The 17,710-nt window shown below is 65.7% G+C and carries 21 protein-coding genes; 12 read left to right on the top strand and 9 right to left on the bottom strand.

The window, feature by feature from the left end; translation table 11 throughout:
- Window positions 1-29: 29 nt before the first annotated feature.
- The 7 genes from ASF09_RS15630 (at window position 30) to ASF09_RS15600 (ending at window position 7,227) form a co-directional block, all read left to right on the top strand.
- The gene (locus ASF09_RS15630; protein ID WP_060527036.1) at window positions 30-1,388 is read left to right on the top strand and encodes a protein adenylyltransferase SelO family protein; all 1,359 of its coding nucleotides are present in this window, start codon (window positions 30-32) and stop codon (window positions 1,386-1,388) included.
- Between the two features lie 195 nt (window positions 1,389-1,583).
- On the top strand, window positions 1,584-2,996 hold the full coding sequence (astD, locus tag ASF09_RS15625) for a succinylglutamate-semialdehyde dehydrogenase (protein WP_060527035.1): 1,413 nt from the start codon (window positions 1,584-1,586) through the stop codon (window positions 2,994-2,996).
- A 90-nt stretch (window positions 2,997-3,086) separates the two neighbouring features.
- Window positions 3,087-3,878: a uroporphyrinogen-III C-methyltransferase gene (cobA, locus tag ASF09_RS15620; protein WP_060527034.1), complete on the top strand. Its 792-nt coding sequence runs from the start codon at window positions 3,087-3,089 to the stop codon at window positions 3,876-3,878.
- Window positions 3,875-4,171 carry a DUF2849 domain-containing protein gene (locus tag ASF09_RS15615; RefSeq protein WP_060527033.1) on the top strand — a complete coding sequence of 99 codons (297 nt, stop codon included), beginning with the start codon at window positions 3,875-3,877 and terminating at the stop codon, window positions 4,169-4,171. The genes cobA and ASF09_RS15615 overlap by 4 nt, the downstream gene beginning before the upstream one ends.
- Before the next feature lie 246 nt (window positions 4,172-4,417).
- Window positions 4,418-6,049, top strand: coding sequence for a nitrite/sulfite reductase (locus ASF09_RS15610; protein WP_060527032.1), 1,632 nt, complete (start codon window positions 4,418-4,420; stop codon window positions 6,047-6,049).
- Window positions 6,042-6,482, top strand: a complete 441-nt coding sequence (locus tag ASF09_RS15605; protein WP_056050673.1) for a DUF934 domain-containing protein — start codon at window positions 6,042-6,044, stop codon at window positions 6,480-6,482. Before ASF09_RS15610 ends, ASF09_RS15605 begins: the two co-directional genes overlap by 8 nt.
- Window positions 6,475-7,227, top strand: coding sequence for a phosphoadenylyl-sulfate reductase (locus tag ASF09_RS15600; RefSeq protein ID WP_060527031.1), 753 nt, complete (start codon window positions 6,475-6,477; stop codon window positions 7,225-7,227). The genes ASF09_RS15605 and ASF09_RS15600 overlap by 8 nt, the downstream gene beginning before the upstream one ends.
- Window positions 7,228-7,393: 166 nt before the next feature.
- Here ASF09_RS15600 and ASF09_RS15595 read toward each other — a convergent pair whose 3' ends face one another.
- Entirely contained in the window at window positions 7,394-8,884 is a 1,491-nt protein-coding gene (locus tag ASF09_RS15595; protein WP_056050676.1) for a replicative DNA helicase, read from the bottom strand.
- 259 nt (window positions 8,885-9,143) lie between these two features.
- Between ASF09_RS15595 and ASF09_RS15590 the strand changes: the two genes are divergently transcribed.
- Genes ASF09_RS15590 through cdd form a run of 3 tightly spaced genes read left to right on the top strand, consistent with a single transcriptional unit; the run spans window position 9,144 to window position 10,757 of the window.
- A complete protein-coding gene (locus ASF09_RS15590) occupies window positions 9,144-9,626 on the top strand; it encodes a UPF0262 family protein (RefSeq protein ID WP_056050677.1) in 483 nt (160 codons plus the stop codon).
- 7 nt (window positions 9,627-9,633) lie between these two features.
- Entirely contained in the window at window positions 9,634-10,311 is a 678-nt protein-coding gene (locus tag ASF09_RS15585; RefSeq protein WP_060527030.1) for a glycoside hydrolase family 25 protein, read from the top strand.
- Window positions 10,308-10,757 (top strand): cytidine deaminase, encoded by a 450-nt coding sequence (gene cdd / locus ASF09_RS15580; RefSeq protein WP_060527029.1) that lies wholly within the window; start codon window positions 10,308-10,310, stop codon window positions 10,755-10,757. Before ASF09_RS15585 ends, cdd begins: the two co-directional genes overlap by 4 nt.
- A 4-nt stretch (window positions 10,758-10,761) precedes the next feature.
- Here the strand turns inward: cdd and ASF09_RS15575 are convergent, their stop codons facing one another.
- On the bottom strand, window positions 10,762-11,460 hold the full coding sequence (locus tag ASF09_RS15575; RefSeq protein WP_060527028.1) for an HPP family protein: 699 nt from the start codon (window positions 11,458-11,460) through the stop codon (window positions 10,762-10,764).
- A gap of 161 nt (window positions 11,461-11,621) precedes the next feature.
- Here ASF09_RS15575 and dcd point away from each other — a divergent pair, with 161 nt between their 5' ends.
- A complete protein-coding gene (gene dcd / locus ASF09_RS15570) occupies window positions 11,622-12,176 on the top strand; it encodes a dCTP deaminase (protein WP_060527027.1) in 555 nt (184 codons plus the stop codon).
- A gap of 507 nt (window positions 12,177-12,683) precedes the next feature.
- Here dcd and ASF09_RS15565 read toward each other — a convergent pair.
- The 5 genes from ASF09_RS15565 to ASF09_RS15545 all read right to left on the bottom strand — a co-directional run bounded on the left by ASF09_RS15565 (window position 12,684) and on the right by ASF09_RS15545 (window position 15,850).
- Complete coding sequence (locus ASF09_RS15565) at window positions 12,684-13,046, bottom strand: tetratricopeptide repeat protein (protein ID WP_235529849.1); 363 nt, start codon at window positions 13,044-13,046, stop codon at window positions 12,684-12,686.
- A gap of 192 nt (window positions 13,047-13,238) precedes the next feature.
- Entirely contained in the window at window positions 13,239-13,667 is a 429-nt protein-coding gene (locus ASF09_RS15560; RefSeq protein WP_056050684.1) for an ExbD/TolR family protein, read from the bottom strand.
- 59 nt (window positions 13,668-13,726) lie between these two features.
- Window positions 13,727-14,203 (bottom strand): ExbD/TolR family protein, encoded by a 477-nt coding sequence (locus ASF09_RS15555; protein WP_056050686.1) that lies wholly within the window; start codon window positions 14,201-14,203, stop codon window positions 13,727-13,729.
- A gap of 97 nt (window positions 14,204-14,300) precedes the next feature.
- The gene (locus ASF09_RS15550; protein ID WP_056050688.1) at window positions 14,301-15,086 is read right to left on the bottom strand and encodes a MotA/TolQ/ExbB proton channel family protein; all 786 of its coding nucleotides are present in this window, start codon (window positions 15,084-15,086) and stop codon (window positions 14,301-14,303) included.
- Between the two features lie 107 nt (window positions 15,087-15,193).
- Window positions 15,194-15,850, bottom strand: coding sequence for an energy transducer TonB (locus tag ASF09_RS15545; RefSeq protein ID WP_443025028.1), 657 nt, complete (start codon window positions 15,848-15,850; stop codon window positions 15,194-15,196).
- Between the two features lie 245 nt (window positions 15,851-16,095).
- Here ASF09_RS15545 and ASF09_RS15540 point away from each other — a divergent pair, with 245 nt between their 5' ends.
- Complete coding sequence (locus tag ASF09_RS15540; protein WP_060527025.1) at window positions 16,096-16,980, top strand: hypothetical protein; 885 nt, start codon at window positions 16,096-16,098, stop codon at window positions 16,978-16,980.
- Here ASF09_RS15540 and ASF09_RS15535 read toward each other — a convergent pair.
- Both ASF09_RS15535 and ASF09_RS15530 read right to left on the bottom strand, forming a co-directional pair.
- On the bottom strand, window positions 16,977-17,270 hold the full coding sequence (locus ASF09_RS15535) for a Rossmann fold domain-containing protein (RefSeq protein ID WP_060527024.1): 294 nt from the start codon (window positions 17,268-17,270) through the stop codon (window positions 16,977-16,979). The two genes, ASF09_RS15540 and ASF09_RS15535, sit on opposite strands and share 4 nt — an antisense overlap.
- A gap of 13 nt (window positions 17,271-17,283) precedes the next feature.
- Window positions 17,284-17,655, bottom strand: coding sequence for a dihydroneopterin aldolase (locus ASF09_RS15530; RefSeq protein ID WP_060527023.1), 372 nt, complete (start codon window positions 17,653-17,655; stop codon window positions 17,284-17,286).
- Window positions 17,656-17,710 lie beyond the last annotated feature (55 nt).

Below are 17,710 nucleotides of genomic sequence, written 5' to 3'. Positions count from 1 at the left end.
CCTTCGGGTAGCGGCCACCATATCGCCGCATGGCCATCGACCCGCAAGTGTATCGCCCCAAAGCTGAACTTCTAACGCTGGGGGACGGCTTCTTCGATCCCGTCGCGCCCGCCGACTTCCCCGAGACGCGGCTTTGTTTCCGCAACGACCGCGCCGCCGCACAGATCGGTCTCGACACGCTGACGGATGACGAATGGACGCGCCATTTCGGCCGGTTCTCACCGCTCCCCGACACGCTCCCCCAGCCCTTAGCCCTCCGCTATCACGGCCATCAGTTCCGCAATTACAATCCGGATCTCGGCGACGGCCGCGGTTTCACCTTCGCGCAGATGCGGGACGAGGGCGGTCGCCTGATGGACCTCGGCACCAAGGGGTCGGGTCAGACTCCGTGGAGCCGCGCGGGCGACGGCCGCCTGACACTCAAGGGCGGGATGCGCGAGATTCTCGCGACCGAGATGCTCGAAGCGCTCAACGTCCCCACCTCTCGCACGCTGTCGCTGATCGAAACGGGCGAAGAACTCCAGCGCGGCGACGAACCCAGCCCGACTCGCTCGGCCGTCCTCGTCCGCCTCAACCACAGCCACGTTCGCATCGGCAGCTTCCAGCGCCTCGCCTACGAACGCGACGAAGCGGGTTTGCGCAAACTCGTCGGCTACGTACTCCGCAACCTCTACGACGAGGACGGCGACGATCCGGTCCGCCTGCTCGACCTCGTCGTCGGTCGCACCGCGCGTCTCGCGGCGCGCTACATGGCGGCAGGCTTCGTCCACGGCGTGCTCAATTCGGACAACATCAACGTCACCGGCGAGAGCTTCGACTATGGCCCGTGGCGGTTTGCCCCGACCTGGGACCCGGCCTTCACCGCTGCCTATTTCGACCACCAGGGGCTCTACGCGTTCGGCCGCCAGCCCGAGGCGATCCACTGGGACGTGATGCAGTTGGCCGTCGCGCTCCGCCAGATCGCCGACAGCGACCCGCTGGTGGCTGCGCTCGACCAGTTCGGTCCGCGCTACCAACCCGAAGTCACACAGGCGATCCTCTGGCGCTTGGGCGTGCGCCCGCGCGATCCGGATGCCGACCGCGACCTCGTCCAGGCCACCGAACGCGCGCTCCGCACCTCCGGCGTCGGGATCGACCGGTTCTTCTTCGACGCGTTCGGTGGGGATCTGCCCGACACCTACGCCGAACCCTGGGTCGAAGTCCGTGCCGCGCTCGCTGCCTACGAACCCCGGAAGGACCGCTCGCACCCCTATTGGGCGGGCGAGCCGTGCAGCATGCTGATCGACGAGGTGGAGGCGATCTGGGCGCCGATCGCCGAGCATGACGACTGGAGTGCGCTGAACGCCAAGGTCGCCGCGATCCGCGAAATGGGCGAAGCACTCGCCTAAATAACCTCGTCCGTATAACCCCGTCCGTCACCCCGGACCTGTTCCGGGGCCCACCGTTCCGCACATTATATGCCATCGGCTGTGCGGTGCCGTGGATGCCGGAACAAGCCCGGCATGACGGATCGTGTGTAGCGCGCGTTGCAGCGGTCACATCCGCCAGTGGAAACTCGCCGCGAATCAAGGCAAGAGCGGCGCATGTCCGACGAGATCATCTCCTACGAGCCGGCCACCGGCGCGATTCTCTGGCGTCAACCGATCGGCGACGTCGATGCCGAAGTCGCCTGCGCGCGCGCCGGCTGGTCGAGCTGGGCGTCGAAGCCGCTGGCCTTCCGGATCGAGACGATGCGGCGCTTTGCCAACATCGTCCGGCAGCGCAACGACGCCTTCACCGACCTGATCTCCCGCGAAACCGGCAAGCCGATCTGGGAAGCGCGCGGCGAGGTCGAGACGGTGATCGCCAAGGTCGACATCTCGGTCAGTGCCTATGCCGATCGCACCGCGCAACGCCGCCTCGAAGCGACGATGGGCTCGCGCATCGCCGTCCGCCACAAGCCGCATGGCGTGCTCGCGGTGCTCGGACCGTATAATTTTCCCGCGCATCTGCCCAACGGCCACATCGTTCCCGCGCTGATCGCCGGCAACGCGGTCGTCTTCAAACCGTCGGAAAAGACCCCCGCGGTCGGCGCGTTCCTCGTCGAATGCTTCCGCGCCGCGGGCGTGCCGCCCGAGTGCATCCGCCTCGTGATCGGCGGCCCGAACGAAGGCAAGGCGCTCGCCGCGCACCCCGATATCGACGGGCTGTTGTTCACCGGCTCGGCGCGCACCGGCCTGGCGCTCAACCGCGCGTTCGCCGACAAGCCCGAGAAGATTCTCGCGCTCGAGATGGGCGGCAACAACCCGATCGTCGTGTGGGACACGCCCGACCTGCACACCGCAGCGATCCTGATCATCCAGTCGGCCTTCACCACCGCCGGCCAGCGCTGCACCGCCGCACGACGGCTGATCGTCGACACCAAGCTCTACGACCCGCTAATCGCGACCGTCGACAAGATGGTTGGACGGATCATCGTCGGCGAACCGCACGCCAACCCTGCCCCGTTCATGGGCCCGGTGATCGACAATGAAGCCGCCGAGCAGCTGACCGAAAGCTTCCTCGAACTGCTCACGCGCGGTGGCCGCCCGATCCGCCATCTCGAACGCCCGGTCGCGGACCTGCCGTTCCTGAAACCCGCGCTGATCGACGTCACCGATATCGCCGACCGCCCCGATATCGAGCTGTTCGGCCCGATCCTGCAGGTCGTCCGCGTCGACGATTTCGACGCTGCGATCGCCGAGGCGAATAACACGCGCTACGGCCTGTCCGCCTCATTGATCAGCCAGACGCCCGCGCTCTACGACCGGTTCTGGGCGAACATCCGCGCCGGCATCGTCAACTGGAACAAGCCCACCAACGGCGCCTCGTCAGGCGCCCCGTTCGGCGGCATCGGCTGGTCGGGCAACCACCGCCCGAGCGCCTATTACGCCGCTGATTACTGCGCCTACCCGGTCGTCAGCAGTGAATCCGAGAGCGCGCGCGCGTCGATCGGCATCGGCCTCGCCGACGGCTGACCGCGTTTCGGCGCGTTCGAAAGCAATCCTACCTCCCGCCAAAGCATCATTCGGTTGCGGTGCAGCGGGTTGCCGTCCATCTCTTATCCTATGGCAAGCCTCCTAGATCCCACCGCCCGCGGGCGCGTCATCCTCGTCGGGGCGGGACCGGGCGATCCCGGCCTCCTCACCGTCCGCGCGGTCGAGGCGCTGAAGACCGCCGACGTCGTCGTCCATGACGGGCTGATCGACCCGCGCGTGCTCGATATCGCGCCGCCGGGAGCGCAGCGCATCTCGGTCGCCAAGCAGCGCGCGCGGCATACGCTGCCGCAGGAGGCGATCAACGCGCTGATCATCGCGCATGTGAAGACCGGCGCGATCGTGATTCGCCTGAAGGGTGGCGATCCGTTCGTGTTCGGCCGCGGCGGCGAGGAGGTCGAAGCAGTTCGCGCCGCGGGCCTTCCGGTCGAGGTCATCCCGGGTGTCTCGGCCGCGCTCGGCTGTGCCGCCGAAGCGATGCTGCCGCTCACCCACCGTGATCACTCCAGCGCGGTCAGCTTCGTCGCGGGCCAGTGCAAGGGGCTGAGCGAGCAGAACTGGGCCGGGCTCGCCGGACAGGGTCGGACACTGGTGATCTACATGGGTATCGCGAGCGCGACCGACATCGCCGACAAGCTGATGACCGATGGCGTCGCCCCCGACATGCCCGTCGCGGTGCTCGAACGCGGCACGCTCGAGGGCTCGCGGGCGATCCGGACGTTGCTTGCCGATCTCGGCGCGATGGTGACGCGCGAGGCGGTGAAAAGCCCCGCGATCATCGTCGTCGGCGAGGTCGTCGAACTGTCCGACGCGCAAGACAAACTCGCCCGCTGGGCCCGCGTAGCAGAGGACGCCGCCGCATGAAGCTGTTGACCGGAAACGACCTTCCCACCGGCGACGTCGTCTGGTGGACCGGCAACGGCTGGTCGCGCCACATCGAGGACGCGGCCGACGTCGGCGTGGCAGGCGAAGCGATCCTCCAAGCCGAGGAAGGCGCACGCCGCGTCAACGTCCCCTATCTGATCGAGGCAACACTGACCGACGACGGCCCCCGCCCCGCCCATATTAAGGACCGCATCCGCGCTTTGGGCCCGACGATGCGACCCGACCTGACTCTCAAACCCGCCGACCCGACCGCCGGCAGCTGGGTGATATGATTCACGCGAAGGCGCAAAGGCGCGAAGGGGTTAGTGAGAAGGTGTTTCACGCGGAGACGCGGAGACGCGGAGGTGTTGCGCTTGCCGCGCAGCGGCCTTCACGCTCGCTGGCCGCTTCAGCTTTGTTGCCCGCTAGCGCGGGTGCTTTCTCCTCCGCGTCTCCGCGTCTCCGCGCGAACAAAATTCTTCTGAATCTCTTCGCGCCATCGCGCCTTCGCGTGAACCAATCCTTCTCCGGGACTTCGCATGTATAAATACGACGAATACGATCAGGCGATCGTCGACCAGCGCGTCGACGAGTTCCGCGACCAGGTCCGCCGCCGCCTTTCGGGCGAGCTGACCGAGGATCAGTTCAAGCCGCTACGGCTGATGAACGGGCTGTATCTCCAGCTGCACGCGTACATGCTGCGCGTCGCGGTGCCGTACGGGACCCTCGACGGGCGCCAGATGCGGATGCTTGGGCACATCGCGCGGAAGTACGATCGCGGCTACGGCCACTTCACCACGCGGCAGAACATCCAGTTCAACTGGATCCAGCTCGACCAGACCCCGGACATTCTCCAGGAGTTGGCGACGGTCGAGATGCACGCCATCCAGACCAGCGGCAACTGCATCCGCAACATCAGCTCGGACCAGTTCGCCGGCGCCGCCGCCGACGAGGTCGCCGACCCGCGCCCCTGGGCCGAGCTGATCCGTCAGTGGTCGACGTTCCACCCGGAATTCACCTACCTCCCGCGCAAATTCAAGATCTGCGTGATCGCGGCGGACGAGGATCGCGCGGCGATGCGCCTGCACGATATCGGCATCGGGCTGCACGTCCGCGACGGCGAACTGGGCGCCAAGATCTACGTCGGTGGCGGCATGGGCCGTACGCCGATGATCAGCCACGAGATCCGCGACTTCGTCCCCGCCGACGACCTGATGAGCTATCTCGAGGCGTGCCTGCGCGTCTACAATCGCTACGGCCGGCGCGACAACATCTACAAGGCGCGGATCAAGATCCTGCTCCACGAGATCGGCCCCGACGAATATCGCCGCCAGGTCGAGGAGGAATTCGCGGCAGTGAAGGGCCTTGGGCTCGATCCGCCGCGGGCCGAGCTGGAGCGCATCACGAGCCACTTCGGCGCGCCCGACTTCGACGCCAGTGCCTCGGCCGACATCGACCGCAGCGATCCCGACTTCGCGGTCTGGCTCGACCAGAACGTGAAGGCGCACAAGCAGCCGGGCTATGCGATCGTCAACATCAGCCTGAAGCCGATCGGCGGCATCCCCGGCGACGCGTCGGCGGACCAGATCGACCTCATGGCCGATCTCGGCACACGCTACAGCTTTGACGAACTGCGCGTCACGCATGCGCAGAACATCGTCCTGCCGCACGTCCGGATCGCCGACTTGCACGCGGTGTGGTCGGCGCTCAACGACGCCGGGCTCGCCGAAGCCAATCTCGACCTGATCAGTGACATCATCGCCTGCCCCGGTCTCGATTATTGCAGCTTGGCCAATGCGCGCTCGATCCCGCTCGCGCAGAAGATCGCGACGCGCTTCGGCAGTCTCGACCGCCAGCGTGATCTCGGCGAACTGAAGCTGAAGATCAGCGGCTGCATCAATGCGTGCGGGCATCATCACGCGGGCCACATCGGCATCCTCGGCGTCGACAAGAAGGGCACCGAGAATTACCAGCTCTCGCTCGGTGGCTCGGGCGCGGAGGACGTGAGCCTCGCGAAGATCACCGGCCCCGGTTTCTCCGAGGACGGCGTGGTCGACGCGATCGAGCGCGTCACCGACCGGTACCTGCAGGTCCGCGATCCCGGCGAACGCTTTCTCGACACGTACCGCCGCGTCGGCTTCGAGACGTTCAAGGAGGCGATCTATGGTTGAGTATCCGGATCAGACGCTGCTCCGCTTCCGCGACGACGAGCCGCATGACGAGCCCGCGGTGACGCTCGATTCGTTCATCGGGCAGAGCAACGCCGCAGCGGTTCGCCTGGAAGCGGGCGACGATGCGCGTGCGCTGTTGCCGCAGATCGACCAGCTTGCGCTGATCGAGGTCAGCTTCCCCGGCTACCGCGACGGGCGCGGCTATTCGTCCGCGCGGATCCTGCGCGAGGCGGGCTATACCGGGGAACTGCGTGCGCAGGGCGATGTGCTGGTTGACCAGATCCCGTTGATGCGGCGCTGCGGGTTCGACAGCTTCGCACCCCAGGCGCCGATCGATATCGACGTGCTGCGCGCGAGCCTGGAGCGGTACGACACGCCGTACCAGAAGGCGGCGGACGGCGCGGTGCCGGTGTGGAAGCTGCGCCATGGGTGAGCCCGCGCGCCAACTCGACATGATCGACGTCACGCCGGCGTTCACGCGCGCCGATGCGATGGCGATGCAGGAGCGGTTCGAGGGCGTCTCTGCGCAGGAGATGCTGTTCGAACTGCTCGTCGGCGAGTTGCGCGGGCGGATCGCGGCGGTGTCGTCGTTCGGCGCGGAGTCGGCGGTGCTGCTGCACATGGTCGCGCAGGTAGATGTCGACGTGCCGGTGGTGTTCACGAATACGCAGAAGATGTTCGGCGAGACCTTGGCGTACCGTGACGAGCTCGCGGAGAAATTGGGGTTCACGGACCTACGCGTGTTCCGTCCCGATCCGCGGTTGCTGGCGATAAAGGACAAGACGGGATTGCGGTGGTCGTACGATCCGGACGGATGTTGCGACCTACGGAAAGTCGAGCCGTTGCGGCGGGCGCTGGCGCCGTTCGATGCTTGGATTTCGGGGCGGAAGGGGTTCCAGTCCGGCACCCGTACCGCTCTCCCCCGCTTCGAAGAGGACGAGGGCCGCCTCAAGATCAACCCGCTGGCGGATTGGGACAAGGCCAAGCTTGACGCCTATTTCGCCGAGCATGAATTGCCGCGGCACCCGCTGGAGGCACAAGGCTATCTCTCGATCGGCTGCGCGCCGTGCACCACCAAGGTTGCACCGGGCGAAGACCCGCGTGCGGGACGGTGGCGGAGTTTCGACAAGGTCGAATGCGGCATCCACGCCCCCACCGACTACGATCCGATGATCTGACCACTTTCCCTCGCCCCTACGGGGAGAGGGAGGGAGGAGCCACTTGGCGACGGAAGGGAGAGGGGCGTTGGGATGGACCGTCCCGAGCCTCACGCCCCTCTCCCTCCCCACCGCAAGCGCGGCGGGCCCCTTCCCTCTCCCCGGAGGGGAGAGGGACCTCGTAAGATCAATACTCGGCGAGATCCGAGAACTTGGTGATCGTCGGATCGAACTTCATCCGGACCTTGCCCGTCGCACCATGACGCTGCTTCGCGATAATCAGTTCCGCCAGGCCGTAAACCCGCTCCATCTCCGCCGCCCAAGACGCATGGTCCTCGAAGATCTTCGAGCTGTCCCCTTCCGCCGGCCGCTTGGGCTCCTTCGACGCGACGTAATAATCCTCGCGGTACACGAACCAGACCATGTCGGCGTCCTGCTCGATCGACCCCGACTCGCGCAGATCCGAGAGCATCGGCGTCTTGTCCTCGCGCGATTCCACCGCACGCGAAAGCTGCGACAGCGCCAGCACCGGGACGTTGAGGTCCTTCGCAAGCGTCTTCAACCCGCGCGAAATCTCGGAGATTTCCTGGACGCGGTTGCCGTCCTTGCTCTTGCCCGAGCCCGACAGCAGCTGGAGGTAATCGACCACCACCAGCCCGATCTCGTTGTTATGCCGACGCTGCAACCGGCGCACGCGCGTATGCAGCGCGCCGATCGAGAGGCCGCCGGTATCGTCGATGAACAACGGCAAATTCTCCAGCTCGGCAGCGGCGGCAGCGAGTTGTGCAAACTCCGTGCGGCTGATCTTACCCATTCGGAGCGATTCGGAACTGATCTGCGACTGCTCGGCGAGAATACGCGTCGCGAGCTGATCCGCGGACATTTCCAGCGAGAAGAACGCGACCTTCGCGCCGACCGAATCCTTCGGCGCGATTCCGTCGGCCATGTCGCGCATCCAGCGCCGCGCGGCGTTGAACGCGATGTTGGTGGCGAGCGACGTCTTGCCCATGCCCGGACGGCCGGCGAGGATCATGAGATCGCTGTGATGCATGCCGCCGATCTTCGCGTTGATCGAATCGATGCCGGTGGTGACGCCCGACAGGTTGCCGCCCGAGTTCAGCGCGCGCTCGGCCATCTTGACCGCGGCGGTGGTCGCCTGCGCGAACGACTTCACCGTATTCTCGGAGCCGCCGTCGGCCGCAACCTTGAACAGCTCCTCCTCGGCCAGTTCGATCTGCGCGCGCGGATTGACCTCCTCGGAGGTGTCCATCGCGCGATCGACCAGCGTGCGGCCGACCGACACGAGCGCGCGGAGCATCGCGAGGTCGTAGATCTGCTGCGCGAACTGGCGCGCGCCGATCAGGCCGGCGCCGCTACCCGTCAGCCCCGCCAGATACGCCGGTCCGCCAAGCTCGCGCATGCCCTCGTCCGCGTCGAACATCGGCCGCAGCGTCACCGGCGTCACGAGCATGTCGTTGCCGCGCAGCGTCTTGATCGCCGCGAAGATCCGCCCGTGGACGGGTTCGAAGAAATGCCCCGGTTCGAGCTTGTCGACCAGATCGTCCGCCAAGCGATTGTCGATCATCATCGCGCCGAGCATCGCGGCCTCGGCTTCGACGTTGCGGGGAAGTTGCTGCGGTTCGGGGACCGCGGGAACGGGGAATGCGAGAGTTGCCATCCCCTGCACCTACGCGAAGCGCGCGCGCGCGTCCAAGTAACGTGCGGTGGAATGATGGGGATAAGTCGTTCGCACTACTCCCCTCCCTGGAAGGGAGGGGTCGGGGGTGGGTCGGTCTCAGGATCGTGGAACGGTTGCGGCCAGAGCTGGCCTACCCACCCCCAGCCCCTCCCTTTCAGGGAGGGGAGCGCGTTGTGCTGTTGGCGTGGGTGGCGTTCGGATCAGTGACAGGGCGAATGCACGCCGCTATCGAACCTGGATGGCCGACCCGCGGATCATCGACGTGCAACTCGACGAGACCAGTCTCGGCTGGCGCTCGCCCGACGTCGAGCAGGAGCGGCGGATCGCGATCTTCGACCTGATCGAGGGCAATCACTTCGCCCCGCAGCGGGCCTATGCCGATGGCTATGCCGGCCCGTACAAGATCAAGCTCCAGTCGGAGGAAGGACGCCTCGGCATCCATATCCACCGCGAGGACGACACGCATCTCGAAACGCTGGTGCTCGCGCTCGGGCGCTTCCGCCGGCCGATCCGCGATTATTTCGCGATCTGCGACAGCTATTACCAGGCGATCCGGCAATCCTCCCCGGCGCAGATCGAGACGGTCGACATGGCGCGCCGCGGCGTCCACAACGAGGCCGCCGAGCTGCTCAAGGAGCGTCTTGACGGCAAGATCGAGGTCGATTTCGACACTGCGCGACGGCTGTTCACGCTGATCTGCGTCCTCCACATCCGCAACTAGAAGACCCATGGCTCACGCACTTTTGAAATTCGCGGCCGCGCTGGCCGCGACCGGCTTCGTCGGTATCTGCGGCTGGACCGCTGCGACCGGATGGCACCCCGACGTCAAACACTACCCGCTGCAGGGCATCGACCTCGCCGAGAACCCCGGCCCCGTCGAATGGGGCACGGTGCGCGCGAGCGGTGCCGACTTCGCCTACATCGTCGCGACGTCGGGGACCGACCGGCGCGATCCGGCGTTCGAGGCGAACTGGGCGGCGTTGCCCGACGCCGGCCTGCGACGCGGTGCGGTTCATGTCTATTCCTTGTGCCAGCGCGCGGACGAGCAGGCGAACGCGTTCAACACCTTCGTGCCGCGTACGTCAGACGCATTGCCGACCGCGGTCGACATCGCGTTCCACGACGACTGCACAGCACGGCCGGATCGCGCGACGCTGATCGCCGACATCGCGCAGTTCGTGACGATGGTCGAGACGCACACCCGGCAACCGGTGATGCTGCGGATCAGCAAGGCGGTGGATTCTAAATATACGCTGTCGGACGCCGTCCCGCGGCCGCTATGGGCGGTGGAGAATATCCTCAAGCCCGACTACACCGCGCGACCGTGGCGGATGTGGCGGGCGAGCGATTTCCGCCGCATCGACGGAATCGAGGGACCGGTGAACTGGGACGTGGTGGCATCATGAACGAACAAGCAACGCAACTCGTGGCCGCAGCACGCGACGCAGCGCGCAACGCTCACGCGCCCTATTCGCGGTTCGCGGTCGGTGCCGCGGTGCTGCTTGACGACGGTACGGTGATCACCGGTGCGAACTTCGAGAATGCCAGCTACGGCCTGTCGCTGTGTGCCGAAACGGTCGCGATCGCCACCGCGAGTGCGGCGGGCCGCCTGCGCGATATCGTCGCGATCGGCGTGATCGGCGGCGCGATGGATGCCGATGGCCGCCCGACCGGCACGTCCCCCGTCAGCCCGTGCGGCCGCTGCCGCCAGGTCATCAACGAAGCCGCGCAGATGGGGAAACGCGATCTCCCGGTGTACTGCGGCGCCGCGGAAGGCGATGCGATCCGCACCTATACCGTTTCGGAACTGCTGCCCGACGCGTTCGGGCCCGCGGATCTCGGGATCGGCTGACCGATCAGCGTCGCGCGACTGGCCCTGCCAGCGCGCGGCGGCGGATCGCGTGATGCTCGACACGACGGAGCAATTCGTCGAGGTCCTCCCGACCGACGTCGAGCGTCTCGCCCAGGTCGATCAGCGCAAGATCGAGATCCTCAGCGGTCAGCATCGTTGCTTCGGGCACGCGCGCGGGGTCGCTGGTCGGCACCGGCCGGTGCGGATAGCGCTGCCCGGTCATCCGATGAAACGCCACGCCCAATCCGACCAACGCGACCGAGTTGACGGCGATAGGCACCAGCGCGAACCCGAACCCCGCGTCCCATACCGCCGGCCCGCCGAGCACCGCTGTCAGTGCCACCGCACCCGCCGGCGGATGCAACGACCGCGTCAGCGACATTGCGAGGATCGCGCCGCCCACCGCGAGTCCGGCGGCAACGACCGGAATTGGCACGAGCTTCAGAGCAGCGACGCCGACCAGCGCTGAGATCACATTGCCGCCGATTACCGACCAGGGTTGCGAGAGCGGACTGGCAGGCACCACGAACACCAGCACGGCCGCGGCACCCATCGGCGCGACCAGCAGCAACAAGGATCCGTGCGGGTGGATGATCGTCGCGCTGATGACGCTGGTCAGCGCTATGCCGAGGCACGCACCCAGACATGCGAGCAGCCGACTGCGTAAAGTGACACCGGCGAGTATCGGAACGAACGCGCGCATCTTGACCCCTGCAATTGATCCGCGTGCGTAGGGCCTCGCGGACGGCAAGTCATCCGCGCGACGCGAGTCCCCGTGCGTTTGCGATCTGCGTGACGTCGCGAGCGTGCCCCCTTGCCGTGACGCCGCATCCGGGCGAAAGCGCACCTCGAAGAGGAGCTACCATGTCCGTGATGTCCGACCGCTGGATCCGCGAGCGCGCGCTCGGCGACGCGATGATCGAACCGTTCCATGAGGCGCAGCGCCGCGATGGCTGCATCTCGTACGGGCTGTCCTCCTACGGGTACGACGCGCGCGTTGCCGACGAGTTCAAGATCTTCACCAACGTCGACAGCGCGATCGTCGATCCGAAGGACTTCGCGGCCAACAGCTTCGTCGACCGCAAGACCGACGTGTGCATCATCCCGCCCAACAGCTTCGCACTCGCCCGCACGGTCGAGTATTTCCGCGTGCCGCGCGACGTGCTGGTGATCTGCCTCGGCAAGTCGACCTATGCGCGGTGCGGGATCATCGTCAACGTGACCCCGCTCGAGCCCGAATGGGAGGGTCATGTGACGCTCGAATTCTCGAACACCACGCCGCTGCCGGCCAAGATCTACGCCAACGAGGGCGCGTGCCAGTTCCTGTTCCTCAAGGGGAACGAGCCTTGCGAAGTGAGCTACGCCGACCGCGCAGGCAAATACATGCGCCAGCGCGGTGTGACGTTGCCGCGGCTTTAGGGCTTAGGGCAACTGGTCGGGTGACGATGGATGATTTAGGACCCGATCCACCTTTGCTCCAGGTCTGCGGATTGCCCGCTTCCGCCGCAAATTGGTTGCCCGGCACGCTATTGCATCGGGGCAGCGGGTAACCCGTATTTCCCCGCACCCTCCCCGGAAAAGGCAGGGGCCAACGTGACAAGGTCTCACTAATGACCCTCGCCGGGCGGTCGACAAGATCGGACACGGATCGTCCCAGCTCTAGGGATGCCGCCCAATCGCGGACGATCGCCAAGCTACACGCTCGAGCACCTTCGTGCTCGGCTGCTCCTTGCCCGCTCCATACCCTCTCAACTGCCGCCCAACTTGTTTCCCCGCGAAGGCGGGGATCCAGACTGGGCTCCCGCCTTCGCGGGAGAACAGGGAGGGCGCGCACCTTTAACCAGCGTGGTCCCCGCCATCGGGGCCGCGCTGGAAACATTCGCGCTCGCGCACCAACGGCCTCCACTCACGGCCGCGAGGTCCCGCTTAGCGAGTCGCGATCTGCTGCGTCTGGCGGGCGAGCGCCCGGCTCGCGAGATCGTGCGACGACGCCACTGCGCCCGACGGCAGGTCCATCGCGACCGCTGGCCGTTCCAGCACCGCCGCATACAGCGCGCGGGCCTCCGAGTCGCGACCGGTCCGGTGATAGACCGACGCCAGATTGATCATCAGCTCGGGACGCTGCGGGAAGATCTTTCGCTCGGCGACGATGCGCTGTTCCGCCGCAGAGAGGTCGCCCGCCGCGATCGCCGTATAGCCGGTACGATCCACGGTTGCGGACGATCCCGCCAGCGCCGGCGTTGCCGTGCCAAGGATTGCGAGAGCGAACAGGACTGTCTTGCGCATCATCCATCTCCACTGACCTCCGCCGATCCGAAGGTTTCATTTTTGTGACAACAGTGTGTCACTTTGAAGACTGTCATACAAGTACATCGATCAACTTCTCGTGAGGCCCCTGCGCCCGCCCGTCCGGTGGCAAACAACAAAAAAAAGGGCGGTCCCGAAGGACCGCCCTTTGGACGTTCGATGCTGTACGCTGACTTAGAAGTCGTTGCGGTACTGCTCGTTGCCGATGAAGCCGAGCTTCGTGATCGCGGACCGCTTGATCACCGCAAGCGTGCGATCGACCACTTCATACTTCGCCTGCGGATCAGGCTGGAAGTGGAGTTCGGGCTCCGGCGTCATGCCAGCGCTCTGATCCAGATACTGGCGCAGCGTGACCTCATCGACCGGCGCTCCGTTCCACGCCACGACACCCGCCGGATCGATCGAGATCTTGTTCTTCTCGGGATTGACCGGGTTCTGCGGCTGGTTCGGGCTGTTGACCGGAAGGTCGACCTTGACCGCATGCGTCTGGATCGGGATCGTGATGATGAACATGATGAGGAGAACGAGCAGGACGTCGATCAACGGCGTCATGTTCATTTCCATCATCGGCGCGCCGTCTTCTTTGCCGCCGCTCATTGCCATTTTATACTACTCCTAAATACGTCCGAGCCACCGTCAGCGGTTGGCATCAGCGTTCCGCATCAACGTTCGGTGGTGACGCCGGGAGGCGGTTCGGAGATGAAGCCGACGCGGGCGAACCCGGCCTGCTGCATCGTGTAGATCGTGGCGCCGATGCAGCGATACGGTGCGTTCACGTCGCCGCGGATATGCGCCTCGGGCAATTCGAGACCAGCGGCATTGGCACCGCCCTGACGCGCGATCTCCGCCTTCAGCTTATCGACGCCCCGCTGCAACAACTCTTCGTGAGTCACCGGGGAAAGACCCCAATATACCTGGCACTGTCCGTTGGCCGACGTCACCGAGAGCGAGACGTTCTCGGGCTTGGTCATCGTCGGATCGAAGCGAACATCCGGCAGCTTCAGCTGCACCGCCTGGACCGCGACCGTGGTCGTCACCAGGAAGATGATCAGGAGCACGAGCATGACGTCGACCAGCGGCGTCGTATTGATGTCCGATATCGAACTCTCGGTGGAATCGCCACCAACACTCATCGCCATGTGCGAACTATCCTATCCATTTGATCGCCACCGGAACGGCCGGCGGCAATGAAGCGGAGCCGCTGCGGACAGCAGCCCCGCCTTTTGCGCATCTTGATTAGCGCGGTACGCCACCGGTCTGGCCGGCAGTCGTGGTCGTCGTGGCAGGCTTAGTGACCGGCTTTGCAGGACCGGCGATCGCCGGGCGAACCGCACCGTTCGACGCCAGGAAGCCGAGCACGTCGTTCGAGAAGGCCGACAGGTCCTCTGCGATCGACTTGTTGCGGCGCTGCAGCCAGTTGTACGACAGAACGGCAGGAACCGCGACGACCAGACCGAGGGCGGTCATGATCAGTGCTTCACCGACCGGCCCTGCGACCTTGTCGATCGATGCCTGACCCGATGCGCCGATCTTAACCAGTGCGCGGTAGATGCCGATAACCGTACCGAACAGACCGATGAACGGCGAAACCGAACCGACCGTTGCGAGGAAGGCGAGACCGCCACCCAGCTTCGAGTTGATCGCGGCTTCCGAACGCGCCAGCGAGCCGTGCAGCCAGTCATGCGCCTCGACCGGATCGGTCAGCTTCGAATGCTGCTCCTGAGCGGCCAGACCGTCGTCGACGATCTGCTTGTAGGCCGAGTTCTTCTCGAGCTTGGCCGAACCCTCGCGGAGGCTGTTCGACGACCAGAAGGCCTGACGGACGCGCTTGCCCTGGCCGATGATCTTCTGCTGCTCGAACAGCTTCGAGAACAGGATGTAGAACGACACGACCGACATCAGCACGAGGATGCCGAACACGGTCTGCGAAATCAGGCCGCCCTCGCGGAGTGCGGCTTGCAGGCCGTACGGGTTGGCGTCGGCTGCGGCGGGCGCTGCCGCTGCAAGAATGGTGGTGATCATGTTCGGTTAGTCCTCTGACTATAGTCTATGTCTGAAACGAAAGGTGCAGCGTAAACTGACCAGAGTATCGGGCCCAAATCATCAGGCCCGATAATCCCTGGCCCAAATCACTGAGGCGGGATCTTCCACGTCACGCGACGCGAAGAGCTCGACTTGATCGGGTTGCCCGCCGTGTCCATCGCCGGCGAATACCGCCCACGCCTGGTTATCGCCGCGCAAGCGGCACGATCCAGCGCAGACGATCCGCTCGACGAGGTGACGCGGCAGTTCTCGACGCGACCCTGGGTGTTGATGTCCCAGGCGATCCCGACGGTGCCTTCTTCCTCGGCACGCAGCGAACTCGGCGGATAATCGTCCGTCGAAACCCACTGCGCAGGATCACCCTTCGCACCGGCCGCCTTGCTGACCACCGGAGCGGGCGGCGCTGGTGCCACCGCCGGCGACGGCGGAGCCGGCGGAGCCGTCGGCTGGAACTTCGGGATGATGCTCGACGTCGTCAGCGCGGGCGCTGGCTGCGGCGTTACAACGACCGGCGGCGGCGTCACGACCGTGGTCGGTGGCGGCGGCAGGTTGGGCTGGTCAGGCGGCGGCGGCGGGGGCTCGTCGGGCGGAGGCGGAGGCGGTGGCGGCTCCACGTCGAACGTCGTCATCTTTTCTTGGGCCTTTTTCACGTACTGATACGCGAGGCCCGTGACGAAAGCGTAGCCCAAGGCCGCATGAATCAGCGCGACGATCACGATCGCGACGATTTTGCCTCCGGACATCTTCTGGTCAGTATAGGCCATTCAGAAACGACACTCCCTTAATCTGCCTGCTCCGTACGCACGTGTTCGCACCAAGTGCGCGACGCATACGTCTGCCGTTGGCCGGAATAACCACGGGGCAGTACCCGAGTCCTATCGCCACGTTCCGCGACACGCAAACGCTTTGTCGGACGCAACAAACGTACAACCTCGGGATGGCAGAATTATTTCTGTATCGTTCAGCTCCGATGGCGTAGCGCAAAGCGATGAAAATCTCCTTTCACGTTACGGCTTGCGTCGGCATCATCGCTTTGGCGGCGGGACCGATTTCTGCGTCCCAGACCGCCGTTTCCCCCGGTTATCCGACAAATGCGCCATCATCCGCGCCGTCGTCCGCGGCATCGTCCTTCCAATATTCGGACCTTGCCGATCTCGTCCTGTCGGCGCCCGTGATCGCCGACGCGACCGTCCGATCGACCGCCCGGATCAAGCCGTCGGAGGCACCTGGTCTCACTTCGGGACAGGTTAGACTTTATGTCGAGGTCGATGTCGGGACGCTGATCCGGGGCGCAAACGGCCTGCCACCCCGAATCGGCTACCTGCTCGACGTCGCCCCCGACGCGCGCGGCCGCATCCCCAAATTCAAGAAGGCGCGGGTGTTGCTGTTCGCGCGGCCGGTCGCCGGGTCGGTCAACCAGGTCCAGCTCGTCGCGCCGGATGCGCAGATCGATTGGACACCGGCCGCACAGGCCACCGTCCGCCAGATCGCGGAAGCGGCCCTGGCCGCCGATGCGCCGCCGGTCATCACCGGTGTCGGCAATGCCTTCCACGTGGCCGGCGCGCTGCCCGGCGAGGGCGAAACGCAGATCTTCCTGACCACGGCCGATCAACGCCCCGTGTCGCTCTCGATCCTGCGTCGCCCCGGCGAGCAACCGCGTTGGGCGGTGGCGCTGAGCGAGATCGTCGACGAATCGGCCGCCCCGCCGAAGCCCGAGACATTGCTGTGGTATCGCCTGACGTGCGCGCTGCCGTCGACGCTGCCGGATCACAGTACCACGTCGCTCGAAGCCGCCGACGCGGTCGTCGCGCGCGAAGACTATGCCTTCGTGCTGAAGGCGCTCGGCCCCTGCGGTCGAACGCGCAAACTCTAGCCGAGCGCAGGCGGGCGGACGTCGATGATCTGACCGGTGGTCGATCGGGCGTGGTCGAGGAAATCCGCGGCGGCATCGACGTCGCCCGCGCGCGCGCCCTGCTCGGCGAATACCGCGTTGACCCGGCAGCCCGGCGCGCGCTCGATCGCCAGCGGTGGAATCGCAGCGCGCGCCAACGCGGTCCACAGCGCGTTCGCGGACGGCCGCACGACGACGACGATCGACTCAGCCTCGGCACTGCGGATCAGCGAAATGATGTCGCCGTCCGATTCGAGTATCAGCCGCACCATTCGGCTCCGCGGATCAGCGGCGATGGCGGACGAGAGTCACGCCGATCGCTTCGCCCGCCTCGGCGATCGCCAGTTTGACGATCTTCACCTGCACGCGCAGCACCCGCGCATCCTGCAAAAACAGCGTCTCGCAGATGTGATCCGCGACGCCTTCGATCAGCGTGAAATGCACGCCGGGCGGCAGCGCGGTGGTCGCCGCGTTCTTCAGGTCGAGGTAATTCTTCGACGCCGACAGCGGCGTATCCGGCGCGAAGTGCTTCGGGCAGACCATGTCGACGGTCAGCGAGATCCGCAGCGGCTGCGGCAGGTGCGTCTCCTCCGAATAGATGCCGGTCAGGACCTGCACTTCGAGATCGTGGACTTCGAGTTGAAGACTGTCTTCCATCGCCGCGCCTCTAGCAGACGCACGCCGAGATGAAAGTCGGCTCTTCGACGGGGCG

Source organism: Sphingomonas sp. Leaf242, assembly GCF_001422045.1.
Classification (GTDB): Bacteria; Pseudomonadota; Alphaproteobacteria; order Sphingomonadales; family Sphingomonadaceae; genus Sphingomonas.
This window is presented reverse-complemented; position numbering and strand designations above follow the sequence as displayed.

Coding starts and splice junctions, on each gene's coding strand:
- cobA (WP_060527034.1), top strand. CDS start 3,087: ATGGCAAGCCTCCTAGATCCCACCGCCCGCGGGCGCGTCATCCTCGTC.
- ASF09_RS15540 (WP_060527025.1), top strand. CDS start 16,096: ATGAAAATCTCCTTTCACGTTACGGCTTGCGTCGGCATCATCGCTTTG.
- ASF09_RS15590 (WP_056050677.1), top strand. CDS start 9,144: ATGGCCGACCCGCGGATCATCGACGTGCAACTCGACGAGACCAGTCTC.
- cdd (WP_060527029.1), top strand. CDS start 10,308: ATGAACGAACAAGCAACGCAACTCGTGGCCGCAGCACGCGACGCAGCG.
- ASF09_RS15535 (WP_060527024.1), bottom strand. CDS start 17,270: ATGGTGCGGCTGATACTCGAATCGGACGGCGACATCATTTCGCTGATC.
- ASF09_RS15530 (WP_060527023.1), bottom strand. CDS start 17,655: ATGGAAGACAGTCTTCAACTCGAAGTCCACGATCTCGAAGTGCAGGTC.
- dcd (WP_060527027.1), top strand. CDS start 11,622: ATGTCCGTGATGTCCGACCGCTGGATCCGCGAGCGCGCGCTCGGCGAC.
- ASF09_RS15550 (WP_056050688.1), bottom strand. CDS start 15,086: ATGATCACCACCATTCTTGCAGCGGCAGCGCCCGCCGCAGCCGACGCC.
- ASF09_RS15630 (WP_060527036.1), top strand. CDS start 30: ATGGCCATCGACCCGCAAGTGTATCGCCCCAAAGCTGAACTTCTAACG.
- ASF09_RS15605 (WP_056050673.1), top strand. CDS start 6,042: ATGGTTGAGTATCCGGATCAGACGCTGCTCCGCTTCCGCGACGACGAG.
- ASF09_RS15585 (WP_060527030.1), top strand. CDS start 9,634: ATGGCTCACGCACTTTTGAAATTCGCGGCCGCGCTGGCCGCGACCGGC.
- ASF09_RS15610 (WP_060527032.1), top strand. CDS start 4,418: ATGTATAAATACGACGAATACGATCAGGCGATCGTCGACCAGCGCGTC.
- ASF09_RS15615 (WP_060527033.1), top strand. CDS start 3,875: ATGAAGCTGTTGACCGGAAACGACCTTCCCACCGGCGACGTCGTCTGG.
- ASF09_RS15565 (WP_235529849.1), bottom strand. CDS start 13,046: ATGATGCGCAAGACAGTCCTGTTCGCTCTCGCAATCCTTGGCACGGCA.
- ASF09_RS15575 (WP_060527028.1), bottom strand. CDS start 11,460: ATGCGCGCGTTCGTTCCGATACTCGCCGGTGTCACTTTACGCAGTCGG.
- astD (WP_060527035.1), top strand. CDS start 1,584: ATGTCCGACGAGATCATCTCCTACGAGCCGGCCACCGGCGCGATTCTC.
- ASF09_RS15545 (WP_443025028.1), bottom strand. CDS start 15,850: ATGTCCGGAGGCAAAATCGTCGCGATCGTGATCGTCGCGCTGATTCAT.
- ASF09_RS15560 (WP_056050684.1), bottom strand. CDS start 13,667: ATGGCAATGAGCGGCGGCAAAGAAGACGGCGCGCCGATGATGGAAATG.
- ASF09_RS15595 (WP_056050676.1), bottom strand. CDS start 8,884: ATGGCAACTCTCGCATTCCCCGTTCCCGCGGTCCCCGAACCGCAGCAA.
- ASF09_RS15555 (WP_056050686.1), bottom strand. CDS start 14,203: ATGGCGATGAGTGTTGGTGGCGATTCCACCGAGAGTTCGATATCGGAC.
- ASF09_RS15600 (WP_060527031.1), top strand. CDS start 6,475: ATGGGTGAGCCCGCGCGCCAACTCGACATGATCGACGTCACGCCGGCG.